This is a genomic window from Winogradskyella eckloniae, from assembly GCF_013249045.1.
GTDB classification, from domain to species: Bacteria; Bacteroidota; Bacteroidia; order Flavobacteriales; family Flavobacteriaceae; genus Winogradskyella; species Winogradskyella eckloniae.
The window spans coordinates 307001-327298 of record NZ_JABRWP010000003.1 but is presented as its reverse complement, the minus strand read 5'-3'; the positions used below and the strand labels follow the sequence as shown (position 1 = coordinate 327298).

Here is a 20298-nt window from a genome sequence, read left to right as displayed (position 1 = left end):
TTTACCACAAAGCTTTTCTAATTCTTAAACAACCTATTTTTAATTTATAGTATTTTCTAATTCCGTTTTTAATGCGTTGTAAATAGCCAACTCAGCACTCGTCATGGTTTGGTCTAATAAATTGAAATCTTCAAATGGATCTTCTGCCAAATGGAAAAAGGCTTCTGTATTATCCGCGAATCTAATGTACTTATGTGTTAAATTTCTTGTTGCAAAGTCTGCGGTACCACCAACATAACTGACTTCAGAAAACAAATAATCTCTATTTACCGCAGTTGCATGAGACAACACATCTTTAAAGCTTTCGCTATCATTATGTTGTACAGTTGTATTTCCAGATAATTCTACAATAGTATCATACAAATCAGTTGCGCTAATTAAGTTATTGTCTGTGGCATTTAATCGTGTTACGTTTTTACCAGAAATAACCATTGGTACATTCACACCTCCTTGATACATAGAGCCTTTTGCTTTTCCTTGTCCATAAGCTTGTGCAACTTGTCCTGGCGAGCCGTTATCTCCAATAAAAATAATGATGGTATTGTCGCGCTCCTCAGCAGTCATAGATTGTAATAATCTTCCCATTTCAGTATCAAGGGCTTCTAATGCTGCTAAATAATAAACCAATCGGTTAGCATTTATACTGGACTGATTTGTCGGTAAATCGCCTTGACTATGTAAGTCTGTTGGTGGTAAATGAAACGGTGTATGTGGTGCATTGTACGCCATCCATAAAAACCAAGGTTGATCTTGATCTTCTACCCAATCAATAGCAAGATCTGTGAGTTTTGTAGTTACATATTCCGTACTTGTTGTGGTTACACCTTCTTCTATAAGATCCCAACTTTCGTAATCATCAACACCTCCAGACAAAATACCTGCATAATAATCAATACCCATTGATAATGGCTGATTTACATCATTAGACAAATGCCATTTCCCAATTAGAGCTGTTGCATAATTTGGCATATCATTTTGTAAAATATGCGCCGAATTACTCAATTGATGTCCTACACGTGTCACGCCATTATTAGTTCCGTAATGTCCTGTTAGAATTGAAGCTCTCGTTGGACTACATACCGGATTTGCCCAAACATTGGTAAACGTAATGCCGTTAGCCATTAAATTTTGAAGGTTAGGCATATTAGGTTTCTGACTACCTATAGCATAATTTGGAGTAGCATCTAAACCCATATCATCTGCTATTACGAGCAAAATATTAGGAACAGAAGGTTGCATAGTTTCTTCATCATCTTGAGTTCCGCTATTATCATCATTACCACAAGACACTAATAGCAGAATACATAATAGGAAAACAATATTTCTATTAACCATCATAACATTACTTATTTCTTCTTTTATACGCTATCCCTAAAAATACAACAACGACACTTAATAACACCAAGCCTATTAAAAACAAGTCGTTATAATTTTCTGCTGAAGTGTCTTGTAATTTAAACGTATCGGCATCTATGGAGGTTATAAATTTTATAGAATTCGGTTCAATTAAGATTTCGTGATAGTTTTCTTGATCTTTATAAATATTGAACAATATTGTATTTTTAATCGTATCGAACGCATTACCTTCATATAATAATACAAAATTATTTTGATGCGAATGACCAGAATGAGCCACCTCTTCTACAGCTACTAATTTTAAAGCTGAATTACCATGAGCTATCTGAAAATGATGGTCTATGTATTGAAAAAAAGCGGCTTCAAAATCAGATTGTAAATTCGAGTTTTCTAAATCTGGAAACGCCTTGATAACAGCATTCCTTATGCTCCAAGGAAATTCGGCTTGTACCTCAACATTTTGACCTTTTTGCTGTATTTTGAAAAAAGACTTATTGGCATCATGCGCAAAACTAAATGTTGAAAATATTAGCGTAACGACTAAAAAGAAACGCAAATGATTCATTTAATTATTTCCTATTTTAAAATCATTTGATGGCGTCCCTCTAAAATATCTTGGAATACTTGGAAATTCATCTGTGAGCACATAATAATACGTACCAGTTGGATATTCTGGTGTAACACCTGTTCTTCCATTGGCTTCATCTAACGTTCCTAAACCTGAAATATATTCGTAATCATTAGAATACACACCATCAAAAACACCACATGGTGCAGTAACACCATCACCTCCTCTATTTCCAGATTTTAACTGATAACTAGAAGCCATTGAAACAACGGACGAGTTAGAATCTGATGCATCGGAATAGGCATATTTGTAGTAGATAGGAAATCCATCTGCTGCATAACCAATTAATGTCATGGCATTGGTTGGCACATTTAAAGCGTCTAAAAATAATACAGGCGAACCATGATAATGGTATTTCCCTGTAGGTTGTACATGAGCACTATTACAATCTAACCCTAAATTAACGTTGAGAGCTTCTAAATTCCACTCCCAATTAACATTAGCACTCATTACACCTTCATGCGGAAAAGGTTCAGCAGCTACAGGATCTAATTCCACACCATTTAATAATACACCGAATGAATATTGAGGTCCTACATTTGGACCATTTCCTGTAGTTGATAATAATGCTGTAAATGTATTCGCAACTTCAGGATTCAGAGTGATTATATACGATTCATTTTGTTCTGAAATCGCATTAGGATTCAATGAACCTGCGCCCATTCCAAAACGGCCAACCATATGTTCTGGGATACTATTTGATGAAATGATTCTATTTGATCCGGAAATAGTCTGAGTATAAGAACTGACAAAACTTAATGTTTCGTTACATGCGCCTCTAGAACTGTCTAACACTTGAGTAGATTCGCAACCAGAATCATCTGTATCTGAGTGATTTGACACATAACCTATTGGTTGCTCACAAGCTTCAATTGTCACATCTAGGTTTCCTAATCCATCTTCATCTAAATCTTGGTACCAAATAGATGTGGTACAAGACGTGTCGTCAGAATTTGAGCATGTCATAACACTTGATGTTACAATAACAAGGATTAACTTAAATAGTTGTTTCATTATTTATTTGGATTGGTCATATGTATTACACTAAATTTTCTTTGTTTGGTTTAAAATCCGATTAACATATTCCCATTTAAACCAATAAAAAAGCTTTGCGAATAATCACAAAGCTTTTTAGCTATCAATCAATCAAAATGAAGTTAACCATCACATTAACTTTCTTCTTTCAAGGCTTTTACATCAATAATAAGCTGCGCTATTGATGCTCTATTTAAACCATTATAAATACCTCTAATATGTTTATTTTTATCTATCAACAAAAAATTCTCGGTATGCAAAAAATCATCATTGCTTTTAATTTCGCCTAAATCATTTTCTACAAAATACTGTTCTCTCCCAAGCGCATAGATTTCATTTCTATCGCCTGTTGCCAAATGCCATTTACTATCTATGACATTATTCTGCAAGGCATAAGATTTTAAAATTGAAACAGTATCAACACTTGGCATAACCGAATGGGACAACAATAATATATCATTATCTTGCTTAAATTCTTCTTGTAATTTTGCCATATTACCAGTCATTTTAGGACAAATCCCAGGACAGGTTGTAAAAAAGAAATCGGTTATATAAATCTTATTTGCAAAGGTGTGTTGTGTTATTGTATCTCCTAACTGATTTAGTAATTTAAAATCTGCAATTTTATGAAAATTTCGTTCCTCTTCGCTACCAGGAATTATCCAGTATGGCGTAAAGGATTCATCTTTATAAAATGGCAAATAATCTACTCTGCTAGTGTCTTCAACTGCCTTATCTTCTTTTTTAACTTGTTCCTTACAACCCATGGTTGTGACCAATAAAAAAAGCAAATAAAATCTATATCTTTTTATTTCTAATAATAACTTCATCTTCTAATCTTACACATGAATTTGCTCTTCTCATTCCAAAAATTCGTCCATTTTTGGCTTCATAATTAACATATAATGTACCATTGTCTAACCAAGCTTTTTGAAAACCTTGTTCTTTTCCATCTACTAGATTACGCAGTTTTGCAAGCTGGCCTGTTGCATACCATTTTTTTTCTACGCCTTGTAACAATCCATTTTTATAATAAGCCAAACTCGCTATGGAATCATTCTCCCACCAACTTTTATAAACACCGTTTAATCGGTTATTTTTATAATACGATTCTACTTGAAGCTTTCCATTTTTTGTCCAACGTTTTGCAACACCTTCCCTTTTCCCATTATAAAAACCCCATTTTTCTTCCAAAACGCCATTAGGATAGTATTTTAAAGAATATCCATTAAATGGTTTATCATTAAAAAACCATTGTCCAATATTTCCATTCAGTACTAATTCTTCTTTTAAAACCTCTAAGGAATCTATAACTATGTAAGAGTCATCTTTAAGGTTGTTAATTACTGTTTTTTCGGGCTTTACTTTCGTACAACTCATTATAAAAAACATACTCATCACAACAAAAGGAAGCCTCAGATTTCCCATATTTAGTAGCCTTGAAATGGTCCTGCAAAAAGTACGATAGCTTCATCATAGCCATATAATGGTGCATTATACTCTTCATTAATAATGTGATAATGATATTCGCCATCTGGATTATGTGGTGTAGGTCCAAAATGTCCTCCAGACGCATCTAAATCTGTAGGGTAATCGTTAGAAGGGTAATCTCTTCTTCCGTATATAAATACACCATCGAGAAGAATACCTACCAATTTATCATCATCATTAGATATTGATCTAGGCTCTAAATGGTAATGATATACACCTGGACCTTTATGTGCGCCATTGTAATCTAAGCTACCTGCAGCCTGATCTAAATCTCCTGCACCTTCTTGATCGTTAAATATAGCTGCGCCACTAACTGCAATACCTATAGTATTTAACTGCGTAGCAACCGTAGAACCTGTTAGATTTGGTGTTGCATCGACGGTAAAACTAGATGCTTCACCTGTTCCACCTCCAATATACGTATCTTGAGTTGTTTTTGTTACTGTTGGTTCATCTATATAAAGCGCATGATCTGTTTCCCAATATATAGACGTGTGGTTTGGAAAACCTGTAGTTTCAATATAAATTTCTGTACCATCATCAGATAACATTACAGTTACAGCATCTGTATTGAATTCTGCAAATGCGGCATGTAATTCTGTTACCACTTCATCATCTGACCCATCAATATCATCTGTAGAAGTTGTACTGTCATCTGAAGAGCACGCCATATTAATTGAAAAGACGACTATCATTAAACCCAATAATTTAAATATATTCTTCATGTGTATTTTTTTTATGTTTTATATTTAGATGTGAACCTTAAAAAAAACTTGCGCTGCTCTATCAATTATTTTTAGGTGGTCTGTTTCCTTTTCTATTACCTTCATTTTCAAACTCTTCTTTTGTCAAAAAACCATCTTTGTTTTTATCAAAATCTTCAAAGTTTTCATTAAGCGGTCCTTTTGCTTCCGTTTTAGAAATTTTATTATCACTATTAGCATCCATCATTTCAATAATTTCGTCAAAGCTTGGTCGTTTTCCACCAGGTCTTCCATTTGGTCCTTGACCTCCTCTACCTTGACCTATTCCCGCTGCACGACCTTCTTTTTGAGATACCGCTCCCATTAAGCATCTACCAATGTATGGAAACTCATTGGTAACCAAATACATATACTTACCCTCAATTGTAATACCGTTACACTCGTCTAAATCTCCAGATCCTTCAACGTATTCAAAATCTGATGTATAGGTACCATCATGATGACCTCCAACAGAAATATCAATGGATTGGTGCGGGTTTTCATAAGAACAATCTTCGCCTTCTCTGTCGCCATCTAAAGCCTTAAAACTTGGCTTATATTTACCACTTTTTGAGTAATACATTGGAAAACCGTCATGGGCAAAACCAACATGAACTAAATCTTCTCCAGTATCAAAATCATTAATTACTGATGTTGGTGTACCATGATAATGATACGCTCCTGTAGGTTGCACGTGTGCATGATTAAAATCTAAGCCTAAATCAATCACATCTTGAAGTGCCTCAACTCTATAACTCTCACCGGTTTCACATGCTACAACTTCAGCTGTACCAGGTTCAAATTTAATACCGTTGAGTGCAACTCCAGGTTCTCTTGCCCAAGTTGCATTACCTATATATTTTGGATGCAAAGGAAAATTATACGTTCTGTTTTGAGCCGATATGGCATTTGGATTTCCAGGGTTTGGAAATTCTCCTGTTTTATGATTTGGCAAAGCATTAGTTACCATAACGCGTTCCGTAGCTGTAAGCGTTACTTTTGTTTTGGTACCATAGGATTCATCTACCAATTCATAGGCACCAAAATAATCATTTACATTAGCGAGGTTTTCACTAGCGTGTGAATGTGGTTCTGAACCATCGTGTGTGTGATCACCATTCTTCTTTTGGCTATTGCAACTTACTAAGATACCCATAGCAAAAACACCCATTATAAATATATTTTTCATGTTTTTATTTATCAGTTTCTAAAACAAATTTATTCACGTTTCATTTTTTTAATTCTCTACGGTTAATGATCCACTGATACCATGCAAGCAACCTAAAATCTTATTGCTTCCTGCATCTCCTGCATGGTAATGATATCCTCTAATAGTATCATAATGACCATTACAATCATCCAAATCTGTAATTGCTTTTCCGTTACTGTCTTTATGTGCGTAGATGCCAAAACCATCTAAGGCATAGCCAAGCATTGGCGCGTGCTCATCGGTTTGCGCCACCTCTTTTGTTGCACCTGTTACGGCATGGTAATGATATCCAGAATGAGGATTGACATGTCCACCAGCATCATCTAAAGGTGCCAAAGTATGTGCTGCAAGAATAGCATGTGTTGGTGCCGCAGCATCAAAATTAACACCATTAAAAGCAATTCCAATACCATTGCCTCCTAATGAATTTGGGCTTTCTAAATACATCGGTTTTACCGGAATTACATAAGTGGAGACTTTTTCTTTGTAATAATCTGGTAAACATTGTACGCAATAATTATGGTACTTCTCATCAACGTCTGGCCTCGCTGCTGCTTCACATTCATCTTGAGTTTCTGTTACCTTTATAGAACCGTCTTCTCTAAACAAAGCCCATTCCTCATCGCTATAAAAATCTTTTAGGTTAGCTATAAAATGACCGTCTACATCATAGACTTTATCATCTTTAAACCAGATTCCTCCTTTATCCTTACTATCATTAATATGTGTTGGACACCATGGTCCCATTTTATGTTCATGTGGTTGAGATGCTGTTGTGATAATATAACAAAGCGCTACAGTTCCATCTGCAAGAGTTCGCTCTTCTTGTTTAATTTCTTGTAACATACGCTCTTTTATAAATAAAGAAGGATTGACATTTACAGTGACTTCAAAATCTGTTTGAACATTATTAGAATTGTCCACCTTTCTAGATTTACCGCGCTCTGGTTTTGGTGCATTTTCTAATTCTTCTTGAGATAGAAAACCGTCATCATTGGTATCAATTTTTGAAAAATCATCTGCTAAAGGCCCATGAACTTCAGATTTTGATAGTTTATGATCTGTATTAGCATCCATTTCTTTTATTAATTCAGTAACAGAAGGACGTCCATCTTCTGGATAATCCTCATGGCTATCTGCCTCTGATTTAATAGTTTGCTTACAACTCACTAAAGCTGTAATCAATGAAAAAAAAATAATGGATTTAGAAAAAATGGAATACTTCATAGAATGTTGTTTTGTGGTTCTCTTTTAATTTACAAAAAAACCATTGAATATGGTTTAATCCTTTCGTTTTCTTTTCTTCTTACTATCATCCTTAGCATTATAAAACGCTTCTAATTCTTCTAAATCTAATTGGCCATCTCCATTACTATCAATTTCTGAAAAATGCTCCATTAAATCGCGTTTATCCTTCGCTGCAACTTCTAATTCATTTAAAGTACCATCTTCATCTTGATCAACTTCTTTTAATAGTTTTTTAGCAGATACTTTTCGCGGTCCTTTACGTTCAATTTCTGCTTTAAGCTCTTCTAAATCTATAAACCCATCTTCATTGGTGTCTATTACATCAAAATCCTTTGCTATTTTTCCTCTTTCGTCTTTTGAAGCTTCTTCTTTATCTATTTTATCATCGCCATTGGTATCCAATAACTTTAAAATTTCTGAAGCCTCTGGTTTTTCTCCTTTTGGTGGTCCGCCTTGTCTACCTCCTCTACCGCCTTGACCTCCTCCAGGAGGTCCTTGTGCTAATCCTATTGCAGAGCATAATAACGCTAAAATTGTGAATGCTAATGTTTTACTTTTCATATGTTTATTTATATTATTAATGACCTCCTGGACCACCTTCTCCTGGCTCACCAGTTGGTCCCATTTCGCCTCCTATTTGTGTTACTGTATTAGTTATAGTAAATGAATTACTTGATGCTATACCTCCTGTATAAATACCTGAAGTGTACAATCCATTGATGGCTGTTCCATTACTTACACTGCCACCTGTATAAATATGATAAGTTTGTCCTGATTCTAATTTTCCATTAGAATATATAATAGTATTTACACTATAAGGCACTTCAAACGTCAAGGCTTCTGTACCATCTTCCGATTGTATATTTAATAATTGATTGGCATTTATTCCATCGAAAATAACAGTGTTTTGTGTACTTTCAGTTTCTGAAGGAAAGGAGGTGTTTAAGCCTAACCCTAAAATGGTTCCGCCTGTGATTTTAAAAATGTCGTCATCACAATCAAAACTACCATCTGGTTCATCGGTTCGTATTGCTATCGCAATGGTAGTTCCTCCTGTAACTGTAATATTTGAATTACTATCTATAGCATCATTTAATGTACTATACACATAATGATTTCCTCCATTAATATATAAATTTCCACCTGAATTTAAACCATCGTCATAAGCGCTGATATTAATATTACCGTCGTTAATTGTTAAAATACCTTTGGCTTCAATTCCTTCTCCTTCAGTTGTAATAATAACAAAATCGCCACCATTTATTGTAACGTTAGGCAAAACAGAATCATCAGGTTCATCTTCTTCATCTATATCATATGAAGCTGCAATTCCATCATCAATAGCATTTATATTCAACGAGCCATCATTAATTATGACATAACCTTCTTCGCAATCCAAACCATCACTACCTACAGATAAGTTAAGCGTACCACCATCGACAATTATGTAATCATTGGCATGTATACCATCAGAGACAGCTTCTGTTACAGAAATTGTTCCGCTGATCACTCTAACATAATCATCACTGACAATTCCATGTTTATAAAGACCTGCTATATTAAGAGCTCCAGATCCACTAAACACTAGTTGTCCTTCACTAAAAAAAGTGGCTTTTGCATCTTCATCATCAGGAATATTACTGTAAGTTGAGGCGTCAGTTAAGTTATTAGTGCCTTCTAGAATTACAAAAACAGTTTTTGACGATTGAATATTAATTGCAGGACCATCTGCATTTGTGATGCTTAAATCACTTAACGTTAGTTTAAATTTTTTATCGCTGTAAATTTTCAACATACCATCTGTAGTAGATCCTGAAACTTCGTATGCTACTTCTGAAATGGTTGAGTTAATAGTAACATCTGCGCCATCTAGAGTGACTACAACATCATAAGGAACAGGATTGGTAATTGTCACATCTGTATCTGAATATACAATTTGAACAGTGTTTGCAAACGTTGCATTTTCTACTAAATCATCTTCATCGTAACCTGTGTTATACGTATCTCCTTCTGCAGTACTTGTTATATTACCATCAGTAATAATAACATCGTCTGAGTATGTTACAATAGTTTCACTTTCATCATCACTACATGCATTAAAAGTAAATAAAGACACACCTATTAATAACGCTGCTAAAGCAGGTTTTCTTATCTTTTTAAGTCTTATCATCTCTATAAATTTTTAGGTTCGTATTATTTTAAAATTCTTATCATTTATTTATGGCCATAATCTGTTAGGTCATGTAATTTTAGATGTGTTTCTCATTTTAAACTTGTGCTTCCTTTTTATTTTATTTTAAAAAAAGCTTCGTAATTTCTTACGAAGCCTTTAGTATCCAATCTATCAATCAATCAAAAAAAATTGGATTAACTCATTTTATCATTAAGCTATTTATTGCGCTTCTTACGTTCTGGTTTCGGTGCATTTTTAAATTCTTCTTCTGAAATAAAACCATCTTCGTCCGTATCAATTTTTGTAAAATCATCTTTTAAAGGGCCTTTTAATTCATCTTTTGCCAGTTTACCATCTTCATTAGCGTCCATTTCTTTTAATAGTTGAGCATAAGTTGGTGGTTCTTTTCTTGCTTGTCGGTCTTGAGATTGACCATAAGAATAATTTGACATAAACAATGCCATTCCAAATACTAATAATACCGTCTTCAATTTGCTATTTTTCATCTTTTAAGTTTTAAGTTATATAAGTTTAGATGATTTATAATTAAATTACTTGTGTTTGTCTTTGTTAAATAAAACATAAAAAAAAGACCTTCAATCATTTTAAAGGTCTTTAATTTCAATTCTTAATTATGTCTTGGTGGTGGAGGTCGATGTCCTTCTGCACCATCTTGAGGAGGTGGCCTATTTCCTCTATCTCCTTGTCGTAATGCATCTAACAAAATCGTATTAAATTTTTCTCGCTGCTCTGCATTAGCGATATCTCTAATCATTTTAAAATGATAAAAAATCTCCTTTTCTTTTTCCTTTTCAATTTCACATATTAAATTAGAAATGGAATCTATTGTTGCTTCGTTTATTGTTTCATCAGACAATGTACCAAACAGTTCGTCTTTTAGTTTTCTTACATCATCAGTTAATCGCATCATCGTTTTATGATGGCCTTTGCTCTTTTCTTTAAATTCTTTGGTCTGACTCGCATTAAAACCAAGTTCTTCTACAATAAATTCTTTATTCTGCTGAGATTTCTTGGGATCATTTGTCGGTTCATATCCAATATGATTAAATAAGAAAAATCCGTTAACCGCAATTAGAAAAACCAATAATATGTAAAGAATTGTATTTTTTTTCATAATTAATTTAATATCGTCGATTCTGTAGTTGTAGATAATCCATAAGATTCTGCAAAACTATTTACACTTTCAATATAATCACTTTTTTGCAAACTATTAAACGCTATTATGTTTAAAACGACAACACAAACCAGCGTCGCTAGCTGCAATTTTGGTGTAAACCAAGACCACGTTGCATCTTGAATTTCTTCAGATGTATTACGAATCTTATGCATTACATTAGCTTTAAAAAAAGGAGACACGTCAACCTTCTGTATAGATTCTGCAGAATCTATAGTGTTTTTAACTTTATTATTCATGTCAACATTTTGTTTCATACTTATAGCTTTAGATGTAAAATTTTACCAAAACTTGCGTTAGAGTTCATTTTTATAATAATTTTCTAAAATCTTTTGGAGATTTTTTTTGGCTCTAAACATTAATGATTCTACCGAAGACACACTGCGCGTCGTGATTTCAGAAATTTCTTGATAACTCTTTCCATCAATTTTATGAAGTGTAAATACAACGGCTTGACGTTCTGGCAGACTTTGTATTGCTTTAAACAATGTTGCATTTAACTCTTTATTTTCTAATAAAATCCCAGGATGATTCATTTCTGTAAAGTAATCCGTTTTATCCATAGGTATTGCGTTTCCTGTTATAGATTGTAAAAATGCAAACCTTTTCTTGGTGTTCTTTTTTCTAATAAACTCTAAGCATTTATTTGTTGTAATTCTGTAAATCCAAGTTGATAATTTTGATTCACCTTTGAATTTAGTAATAGAATTAAAAACCTCTACAAAAACGTCTTGAGCAATATCTTCTGCATCTTCTTTATTAGGAACAAAAGAAATACATGTGCTAAACACTTTTTGTTGATAGTCATCTAAAAGCTTACTATACGCTTTTGTGCTTTTTAATTTTAATTCTTGTATAAACTCTGCTTCAATCAAATACTTAAATGGTGTTTATCATTGTTACAACACTTTTTATTTAGGACATAAACCTATACCATTGGTTTCAAATGTAACACTTTTGAATAAAGTCACACAATTTTAATCTTTTAGCTTACCTTTGCACGTTATTTTTATACACGATTTAAACGTGTACTGAAAACTAAATATTAGTTATGAGATTACATAGAAATTTATGCTTTGCCGTAATAGACGGATTACACCTTATTTTTAATGAAGGCGAATACGCAGATAAGGTTATTCAAAGTTTATTAAAAAGAGACAAACGTTGGGGAAGCAGAGATAGAGGCTTTGTCGCAGAAACCGTATACACAATTGTACGATACCAAAGACTTTATGCAGAAATTGCAAATGTAAAGGCACCATATCACAGAGATGATCTTTGGCGAATGTTTGCCGTATGGGCCACCTTAAAAGGCATAAAATTACCAGACTGGAAATACTTTACAGATACACCTACACGAAAGATAAAAGGACGTTTTGATGAGTTATCTAAAATAAGAAAATACAGAGAATCTATTCCTGATTGGATGGACGACTTAGGTGTTAAAGAACTTGGAGCGACGGTATGGACAAAAGAAATCGCTATGCAAAATGAGCAAGCTGAAGTAATTTTACGTGTTAATACACTAAAAACAACAAAAAAAGACTTGCAACTTAAGTTGCGTTCTGAAGACATAGAAACAGAAACTTTACCTAATCATCCATATGCATTAAAACTTGTTGAACGCGCTAATGTCTTTAAAACAGAAGCATTTAAAAATGGGTGGTTTGAAGTACAAGACGCTTCATCGCAACTAGTTGCCGATTATTTAGACGTTAAACCTGGCATGAAAGTCGTTGATGTATGTGCTGGCGCAGGTGGTAAAACCTTGCATTTAGCCTCATTAATGGAAAACAAAGGCCAATTAATTGCAATGGATATTTACGAAAGTAAATTAAAAAAACTCAAAATAAGAGCACGTAGAAATGGCGTTCATAATATAGAAATGAAAGTTATTGACTCTACTAAACCTATTAAAAAATTACATGCTAAAGCAGATCGCCTATTAATTGATGCACCCTGTTCTGGCTTAGGAGTTTTAAGACGAAATCCGGATGCAAAATGGAAATTACAACCTGAATTTATAGAAAACATCAAGAACACACAATTTGAAGTTTTACAACAATATTCAAAAATGGTAAAATCGGGAGGAAAAATGGTTTACGCTACGTGTTCTGTCCTACCATCAGAAAACCAAGAACAAGTCGAAAAGTTCTTAGCTACAGAGTCTGGCAGTGATTTTATTTTGAAAAAAGACAGAAAAATACTATCTTTTGCGTCTAGTTTTGACGGTTTTTACATGGCTCTACTAGAGAAAAAATAAAATAATATTTCCCCAAATACTATTAACTTACTGATTATGAAACACATCTACTTGGCATTTTTATGCATAGTAAGTATTGGAAACGCTCAAATCCCTTCTAATTATTACGACAGTGCAAACGGATTATCTGGCTATGCACTAAAGACTGAATTAAAAAATATTCTATCCAATGGTCATGTAGACCAAGGCTATAACACCCTCTTTACTGGCTATATTTCAACCCACTCAGATAATGTTGTCGAAAGTGGCTACGAAAATGATGGTACTATTTTATTATATTATGGTGAAAACCCTAATGGCGTAGATTCTTATTCTTACACGCATGGATCATCTAATCAATGTGGTAGTATTAGCGCAGAAGGCGATTGCTATAATAGAGAATCAATAGTACCTCAAGGTTCTTTTAGCGCAGCATTACCTATGAAAAATGACATACATCATGTGGTGCCAACAGACGGTTATGTAAATAGCCAAAGAGGTAATTTACCATTTGGCACAGTAGGAACTGCAACCTGGACATCTTTAAGTGGCTGCAAAAAAGGAAACAGTACTTTATCCAATTATTCTGGAGAAGTATTTGAACCTATAGACGAATTTAAAGGTGATATTGCTAGAGCAATTCTCTATTTTGCTACGCGATATGAAGATACGGTAGATAGCTATACTAGTTTTGTGATGTTTAATGGTACAGAAGACCAAGTGCTACACACTTGGGCATTAGCAGTTTTGTTAGATTGGCATAACAATATAGACCCTGTAGACCAAAGAGAAATTGATAGAAACAATGCAGCATATAATTATCAAGGCAATGCTAACCCGTTTGTAGATCATCCTGAATATGCAGATGCTATATGGGCTAACGCTTTAAGTATTGAAGAAAATATTGCTTCAGAAATAAGTATTCACCCTAATCCAGTAAAGGATAATCTTACTATAAAATTATCATCGAATTCTGATACTAACATAGAGATTTATGACATCCTTGGTAAGCGTGTATACCAAAACACTATTAGTAAAACGAGCACACTAAATATACAAGATCTCAAAACAGGGATTTATGTTATAAAAATGACACAGCATAACAAAACAATAACGAAAAAATTGGTAAAACAATAATTTCGCGAACATATACAGAATGAAAAAGGCAGCATTGAGCTGCCTTTTTTGATGTATAAAAAGATCATTATAAAACAACAATATCTTCCTTCTATTTAAATTAACACTAACTAATAAAAAACTACTTTTGTTAAACCAAAGAAGTATTAACTTTCAAAGTTGGAAATCACCAATTTTATATACTACTTTTATAAAAAATTTGATCATTAATCTCATTTCGAATGAAACACCTTTACATTTTACTTTTTTTAGTTTCCAATATTGCAATGGCTCAAATTCCTTCAGACTATTATGATAGTGCGAACGGATTAACAGGTTATGCACTTAAAACACAATTAAAAAACATCATTAGTAATGGTCATAATGATCAAGGTTATGGTGCATTATATAGCGGATACGTAACTACGCATACAGACAATTCAACGGAAACAGGATATGAAAATGACGGTACAATATTAATGTACTACACAGAAAACCCAAATGGAACAGATCCGTATACTTTTAATCATGGTTCAAACCAATGTGGCAATTACAATGCCGAAGGAGTTTGTTATAATCGAGAGCATACTATTCCGCAATCTTCCTTTGGAAGCGCTTCACCAATGCAAAATGATATTCATCATGTTGTACCTAGTGATGGTTATGCTAATGGTCAAAGAGGCAGTTTACCATTTGGTACTGTAGGCTCTGTAAGCTGGACCTCTCTAAATGGATCTAAAAGAGGCAGCAGTAATGTATCTGGATATTCTGGAAATGTTTTTGAACCTATTGATGCATTTAAAGGTGATATTGCAAGAGCCATTCTATATTTTGTAACACGATACGAAAACAGTGTTGACGGTTATACCAGTTTTGACATGTTTAACGGAACCGAAGATCAGGCTTTAGAGGATTGGGCCATAACTATGCTACTAGATTGGCATTACAATGTAGATCCTGTAGATCAAACAGAAATAGATAGAAATAACGCAGCATACAATTACCAAGGCAACGCTAATCCGTTTGTAGATCATCCAGAATACGCGAACATGATTTGGAATCCTGTTACAGATACGCAAGCACCTACCAACCCAACCAATCTAGTTGCTTCTAATCCTACTGATAACAGTATTGATTTAAACTGGACACCCTCTACTGACGATATTGCTGTAACCTCATACGATGTTTATATAGATAATATTTTTTCCTTTAACGTCGTTTCTAATAGCGCAACAGTAACTGGTTTATTAGCAGATACAAATTATTGTTTTAAAGTTAAAGCAAAAGATGCAGCTAATAATACATCCGATTTTAGCAATGAATCATGTGCTACTACAACCAATAATGGAACAAGTAATTCTGAATGCTTAACCGAAACTTTTGAAAATATTGGCACCTCTTCTGGGTCATATGACGATGTCACTTGGACAGGTGATGAAGGCGGTACTTGGAATGCATCAGATGCAAGAACAGACCAAACCTTAAACACAAGAGCAATTACTGTAAGAAATGGAGCTATCACATTACCAACCACATCTGGAGGCATTAGTTCATTGACCGTAACAACACAACGTGTTTTTAGTGGAGGAAGTGGCACATTTAACGTTAGTGTTAATGGAACCGTTGTTGGCACAATACCTTATGGCGATACGGAGCAAACCACTACTATTCCAAATATAAATACTGAAAACACTGTTTCTGTAATCATTGATAGCAACTCTAACACAAGCAATAGAGTAATGTTTGATGACCTATCATATACCTGCTACGCAGGCTTAAGTATCAATGACAACAGCATTGAAACGGTTCAATTACACCCAAACCCAGTAAAGGATAATTTAACTGTACGTTTAAACTCTGCAATTGACACATCTGTAGAAATCTATGATATTCTAGGAAAACAAGTCGTCACACAATTAATCAACAAATCAAGTACGTTTAATCTACAACATTTAAAAACCGGAATTTATATTGTGAAAATTTCGCAAGGCGACGCTACAGTAACAAAAAAACTAGTAAAACAATAAACATACTGAATATTAAAAAAAGCAGCTCATTGAGCTGCTTTTTTGTTTAAAACTTGTTGAATACTTCATAATTTGAAATGCCAATCGTAATCATTATATCTTAAAATGAATTAACTTTGCATTTTATTTTCACGCTAAAAACAACCTTAAATGATTCATTTCTTCGGAAACCAAAACAGTAAAGTATTTGCTGTTCAAGCCACAAAAGAATTATCAACTACAACCATAGCAAAATTGACATGGTTATTTGCTAACCAACCTAAAATAGAACAAGCATCACTAGATGCTTTTTTTGTTGGACCAAGAGCAGCGATGATAACACCTTGGAGTACAAATGCAGTAGAAATTACTCAGAATATGGGAATTTCTGATATCATTAGAATTGAAGAATTCACAGCGGTAACGCAAGATTTTTCAGGATACGACCCAATGATATCTGAAAAATATCAAAGTTTAGGTCAAGACATATTTGATATTAATATTCAACCCGAAGCGATTTTAAACATTGAAGATATTTCTGCATATAACGCACAAGAAGGATTATCCCTTAGCGAAGAAGAAGTTGCATATTTAGAAGGTGTTGCCAAAAAAATTGGGAGACCACTTACCGACTCGGAAGTATTTGGGTTTTCTCAAGTGAATTCTGAGCATTGTCGTCATAAAATATTCAACGGAACATTTATCATAGATGGCGTAGAAAAAGAAACCTCATTATTTAAGCTTATTAAAGAGACCTCAAAACAAAATCCTAATGATATTGTTTCGGCTTACAAAGACAACGTTGCTTTTATAAAAGGCCCTATTGTAGAGCAATTTGCTCCAAAACGTGCAGACGTTCCTGATTATTATACCACTAAAGATTTCGAATCTGTAATTTCATTAAAAGCAGAAACACATAATTTCCCTACAACCGTTGAGCCATTTAATGGCGCAGCTACAGGTTCTGGAGGAGAAATCAGAGATAGACTAGCTGGTGGAAAAGGCTCATTACCTTTGGCAGGAACTGCAGTTTACATGACCTCATATTCTAGATTAAACGATGAACGTCCTTGGGAAAAAGCATTTCCAGAACGTAAATGGTTGTACCAAACACCAATGGATATTTTAATTAAGGCAAGTAATGGAGCTTCTGATTTTGGAAACAAATTTGGTCAACCCTTAATCTGTGGTTCGGTATTAACTTTTGAGCATAGCGATACCAACGGTAAAATTGGTTACGATAAAGTAATTATGCAAGCTGGAGGCATTGGGTATGGAAAAGCAAAACAAGCACTTAAAGATGTACCAGCAGCTGGTGATAAAATAGTAATTCTTGGTGGTGACAATTATAGAATAGGTATGGGAGGCGCAGCAGTGTCTTCTGCAGATACTGGTGCTTTAGCGTCTGGTATTGAGTTAAATGCTGTTCAACGTTCTAACCCTGAAATGCAAAAACGTGCAGCCAATGCCGTTCGTGGTATGGTAGAAAGTGATGAAAATTTCATTGTTTCTATCCACGATCATGGTGCTGGTGGACATTTAAATTGTTTATCAGAATTAGTGGAAGATACAGGTGGACACATTGATTTAGATAAATTACCAGTAGGTGACCCAACGCTTTCTGCTAAAGAAATCATTGGCAATGAATCTCAAGAACGAATGGGATTAGTCATTGCAGATAAACATTTAGAGACTTTACACAAAATAGCAGAAAGAGAACGCGCTCCAATATACGATGTTGGCGATGTCACAGGCAAACACAGATTTACTTTTGAATCTAAAACCAATGGAGCTAAACCGATGGATTTAGCCTTAGAAGACATGTTTGGAAGCTCTCCAAAAACGATAATGACCGATGTTACTGTAGAAAAAATATACAGTGGTATTTCGTACAAAACGGATAAATTCTATGATTATTTAGATCAAGTATTACAACTTGAAGCTGTAGCCTCTAAAGATTGGTTAACAAATAAAGTAGACCGTTGTGTAGGCGGAAAAGTTGCTAAACAACAATGTGTTGGACCATTACAATTACCACTAAATAATGTTGGCGTAATGGCACTAGATTATAAAGGGAAAGAAGGTATTGCAACATCAATTGGGCACTCTCCTATTTCTGGCTTAATTAATCCTGAAGCAGGAAGTAGAAATTCAATTGCAGAAGCTTTAACAAATATTATTTGGGCACCATTAAAAGATGGTCTTCAAAGTATTTCTTTATCTGCCAATTGGATGTGGCCTTGTAAAAACGAAGGCGAAGATGCACGTTTGTATGAAGCGGTAAAAGCGATTTCAGAATTTTCAATAGACTTAGGTATTAACGTGCCAACAGGAAAAGATTCATTATCCATGAAACAAAAATATCCTGATGGTGATGTTATTTCTCCTGGTACAGTGATTATTTCTGCTGCTGCAAATTGTATTGATATTACTAATGTTATAGAGCCTGTTTTTCAAAAAGGAAAAGGATCAATCTATTATATTAATCTATCCCAAGATTCTTATGAATTAGGTGGAAGTTCTTTTGCACAAATCAATAATAAGATAGGAAATACAACACCTAATATTAAAAGTGCTGCATACGTAAAAACGGTATTTAACACCATTCAAAATTTAATAAAAGACCAAAAAATTGTAGCCGGACACGATGTGGCTTCTGGTGGATTAATTACCACCTTATTAGAACTTTGTTTTGCTGATAATAATTTAGGTGCTGAGTTAGATTTAACCAGTCTTGGGGAAAAAGATTCCTTTAAAGTATTATTTGCTGAAAATGCAGGACTTGTTTTTCAATCTGTTGACGACTCTATTGAGTCTGTATTATCGAATGCAAATATTGAATTCCATAACATCGGAGAAGTCACTGAAAGTGATGTATTAGGTATTATTAACGGTAATGAAGTATTTACCATGACGGTTTCAAGATTAAGAGATATGTGGTTTAAGACGTCATATTTACTTGATGAGAAACAAACAGCGAATGGTTTAGCGAAAGATAGATTCGACAACTATAAAAATCAAGCTTTAGACTTTAAATTCCCTTCACATTTTACTGGTAAATTAACAAAACCAGAAGATAATAAACCGAGGCCAAAAGCAGCAATTTTAAGAGAAAAAGGAAGTAATTCTGAACGCGAAATGGCAAATGCTATGTATCTCGCTGGTTTTGATGTGAAAGATGTGCATATGACAGATTTAATTTCTGGACGTGAAACATTAGAAGATATTCAATTTTTAGGCGCTGTTGGTGGATTTAGTAATTCTGATGTATTAGGTTCTGCCAAAGGTTGGGCTGGTGCCATAAAATATAATGAGAAAGCCAATAAAGTTATTAATGAATTCTTTAAAAGAGAAGACACTTTATCAGTTGGTATTTGTAATGGTTGCCAATTAATGATGGAATTAGATTTGGTAAATCCAGAGCATGAGAATCATGGAAAAATGACCTATAATAATTCTCATAAGCATGAAAGTGGTTTTACTTCGGTTAAAATTCAAGAAAACAATTCTATTATGCTATCTAGTTTAGCTGGCAGCACATTAGGAGTTTGGATTTCACATGGCGAAGGTAAATTTAGCTTACCATATTCTGAAGATCACTATAATATTGTAGCGAAATATGGTTATGCAGAATATCCTGCAAATCCTAATGGTTCAGACTACAATACGGCCATGCTCACAGATAAAACTGGCAGACATTTGGTGACCATGCCACACATAGAACGTTCTATTTTTCAATGGAACTGGGCCAACTATCCACAAGATAGAAACGATGAAGTGTCACCATGGCTAGAAGCATTTATTAATGCTAAAAACTGGTTAACTAAATAAATTAAAATCTTACAAAAAAAAGGC

At 34.0% G+C, this 20298-nt stretch carries 18 protein-coding genes; 4 read left to right on the top strand and 14 right to left on the bottom strand.

Annotated features, from left to right (window positions below):
- Nucleotides 1–39: 39 nt before the first annotated feature.
- The 14 genes from HNV08_RS06760 to HNV08_RS06695 all read right to left on the bottom strand — a co-directional run bounded on the left by HNV08_RS06760 (nt 40) and on the right by HNV08_RS06695 (nt 11954).
- Nucleotides 40–1338, bottom strand: a complete 1299-nt coding sequence (locus HNV08_RS06760; protein WP_173280412.1) for a sulfatase-like hydrolase/transferase — start codon at nt 1336–1338, stop codon at nt 40–42.
- A 4-nt stretch (nt 1339–1342) separates the two neighbouring features.
- Nucleotides 1343–1921, bottom strand: coding sequence for a hypothetical protein (locus HNV08_RS06755; RefSeq protein WP_173280411.1), 579 nt, complete (start codon nt 1919–1921; stop codon nt 1343–1345).
- Complete coding sequence (locus tag HNV08_RS06750; RefSeq protein WP_173280410.1) at nt 1922–2998, bottom strand: YHYH protein; 1077 nt, start codon at nt 2996–2998, stop codon at nt 1922–1924.
- A gap of 155 nt (nt 2999–3153) precedes the next feature.
- Nucleotides 3154–3849: an SCO family protein gene (locus HNV08_RS06745; protein ID WP_173280409.1), complete on the bottom strand. Its 696-nt coding sequence runs from the start codon at nt 3847–3849 to the stop codon at nt 3154–3156.
- Nucleotides 3818–4399, bottom strand: a complete 582-nt coding sequence (locus HNV08_RS06740) for a toxin-antitoxin system YwqK family antitoxin (RefSeq protein ID WP_241697192.1) — start codon at nt 4397–4399, stop codon at nt 3818–3820. Before HNV08_RS06740 ends, HNV08_RS06745 begins: the two co-directional genes overlap by 32 nt.
- Nucleotides 4400–4449: 50 nt before the next feature.
- Entirely contained in the window at nt 4450–5235 is a 786-nt protein-coding gene (locus HNV08_RS06735; protein WP_173280407.1) for a YHYH protein, read from the bottom strand.
- A 61-nt stretch (nt 5236–5296) separates the two neighbouring features.
- Entirely contained in the window at nt 5297–6442 is a 1146-nt protein-coding gene (locus HNV08_RS06730) for a YHYH protein (RefSeq protein ID WP_173280406.1), read from the bottom strand.
- Nucleotides 6443–6490: 48 nt separating this feature from the next.
- Entirely contained in the window at nt 6491–7690 is a 1200-nt protein-coding gene (locus HNV08_RS16335; protein ID WP_173280405.1) for a YHYH protein, read from the bottom strand.
- Between the two features lie 54 nt (nt 7691–7744).
- Nucleotides 7745–8272, bottom strand: coding sequence for an EF-hand domain-containing protein (locus HNV08_RS06720; RefSeq protein ID WP_173280591.1), 528 nt, complete (start codon nt 8270–8272; stop codon nt 7745–7747).
- 16 nt (nt 8273–8288) lie between these two features.
- Nucleotides 8289–9881, bottom strand: a complete 1593-nt coding sequence (locus HNV08_RS06715; RefSeq protein WP_173280404.1) for a carbohydrate-binding domain-containing protein — start codon at nt 9879–9881, stop codon at nt 8289–8291.
- 218 nt (nt 9882–10099) lie between these two features.
- Nucleotides 10100–10390, bottom strand: coding sequence for an EF-hand domain-containing protein (locus tag HNV08_RS06710; protein WP_173280403.1), 291 nt, complete (start codon nt 10388–10390; stop codon nt 10100–10102).
- Between the two features lie 122 nt (nt 10391–10512).
- Nucleotides 10513–11019: a hypothetical protein gene (locus HNV08_RS06705; protein WP_173280402.1), complete on the bottom strand. Its 507-nt coding sequence runs from the start codon at nt 11017–11019 to the stop codon at nt 10513–10515.
- 2 nt (nt 11020–11021) lie between these two features.
- On the bottom strand, nt 11022–11336 hold the full coding sequence (locus HNV08_RS06700; protein ID WP_173280401.1) for a hypothetical protein: 315 nt from the start codon (nt 11334–11336) through the stop codon (nt 11022–11024).
- Between the two features lie 39 nt (nt 11337–11375).
- Nucleotides 11376–11954, bottom strand: coding sequence for an RNA polymerase sigma factor (locus tag HNV08_RS06695; protein WP_173280400.1), 579 nt, complete (start codon nt 11952–11954; stop codon nt 11376–11378).
- 176 nt (nt 11955–12130) lie between these two features.
- Here HNV08_RS06695 and HNV08_RS06690 point away from each other — a divergent pair, with 176 nt between their 5' ends.
- From HNV08_RS06690 to purL, 4 genes are all read left to right on the top strand, one after another.
- On the top strand, nt 12131–13342 hold the full coding sequence (locus tag HNV08_RS06690; RefSeq protein WP_173280399.1) for an RsmB/NOP family class I SAM-dependent RNA methyltransferase: 1212 nt from the start codon (nt 12131–12133) through the stop codon (nt 13340–13342).
- Between the two features lie 36 nt (nt 13343–13378).
- A complete protein-coding gene (locus tag HNV08_RS06685) occupies nt 13379–14458 on the top strand; it encodes an endonuclease (protein ID WP_173280398.1) in 1080 nt (359 codons plus the stop codon).
- Nucleotides 14459–14679: 221 nt separating this feature from the next.
- Complete coding sequence (locus tag HNV08_RS06680; RefSeq protein ID WP_173280397.1) at nt 14680–16464, top strand: endonuclease; 1785 nt, start codon at nt 14680–14682, stop codon at nt 16462–16464.
- A 150-nt stretch (nt 16465–16614) separates the two neighbouring features.
- Entirely contained in the window at nt 16615–20274 is a 3660-nt protein-coding gene (gene purL / locus HNV08_RS06675; protein ID WP_173280396.1) for a phosphoribosylformylglycinamidine synthase, read from the top strand.
- The last annotated feature ends 24 nt before the right edge of the window (nt 20275–20298 follow it).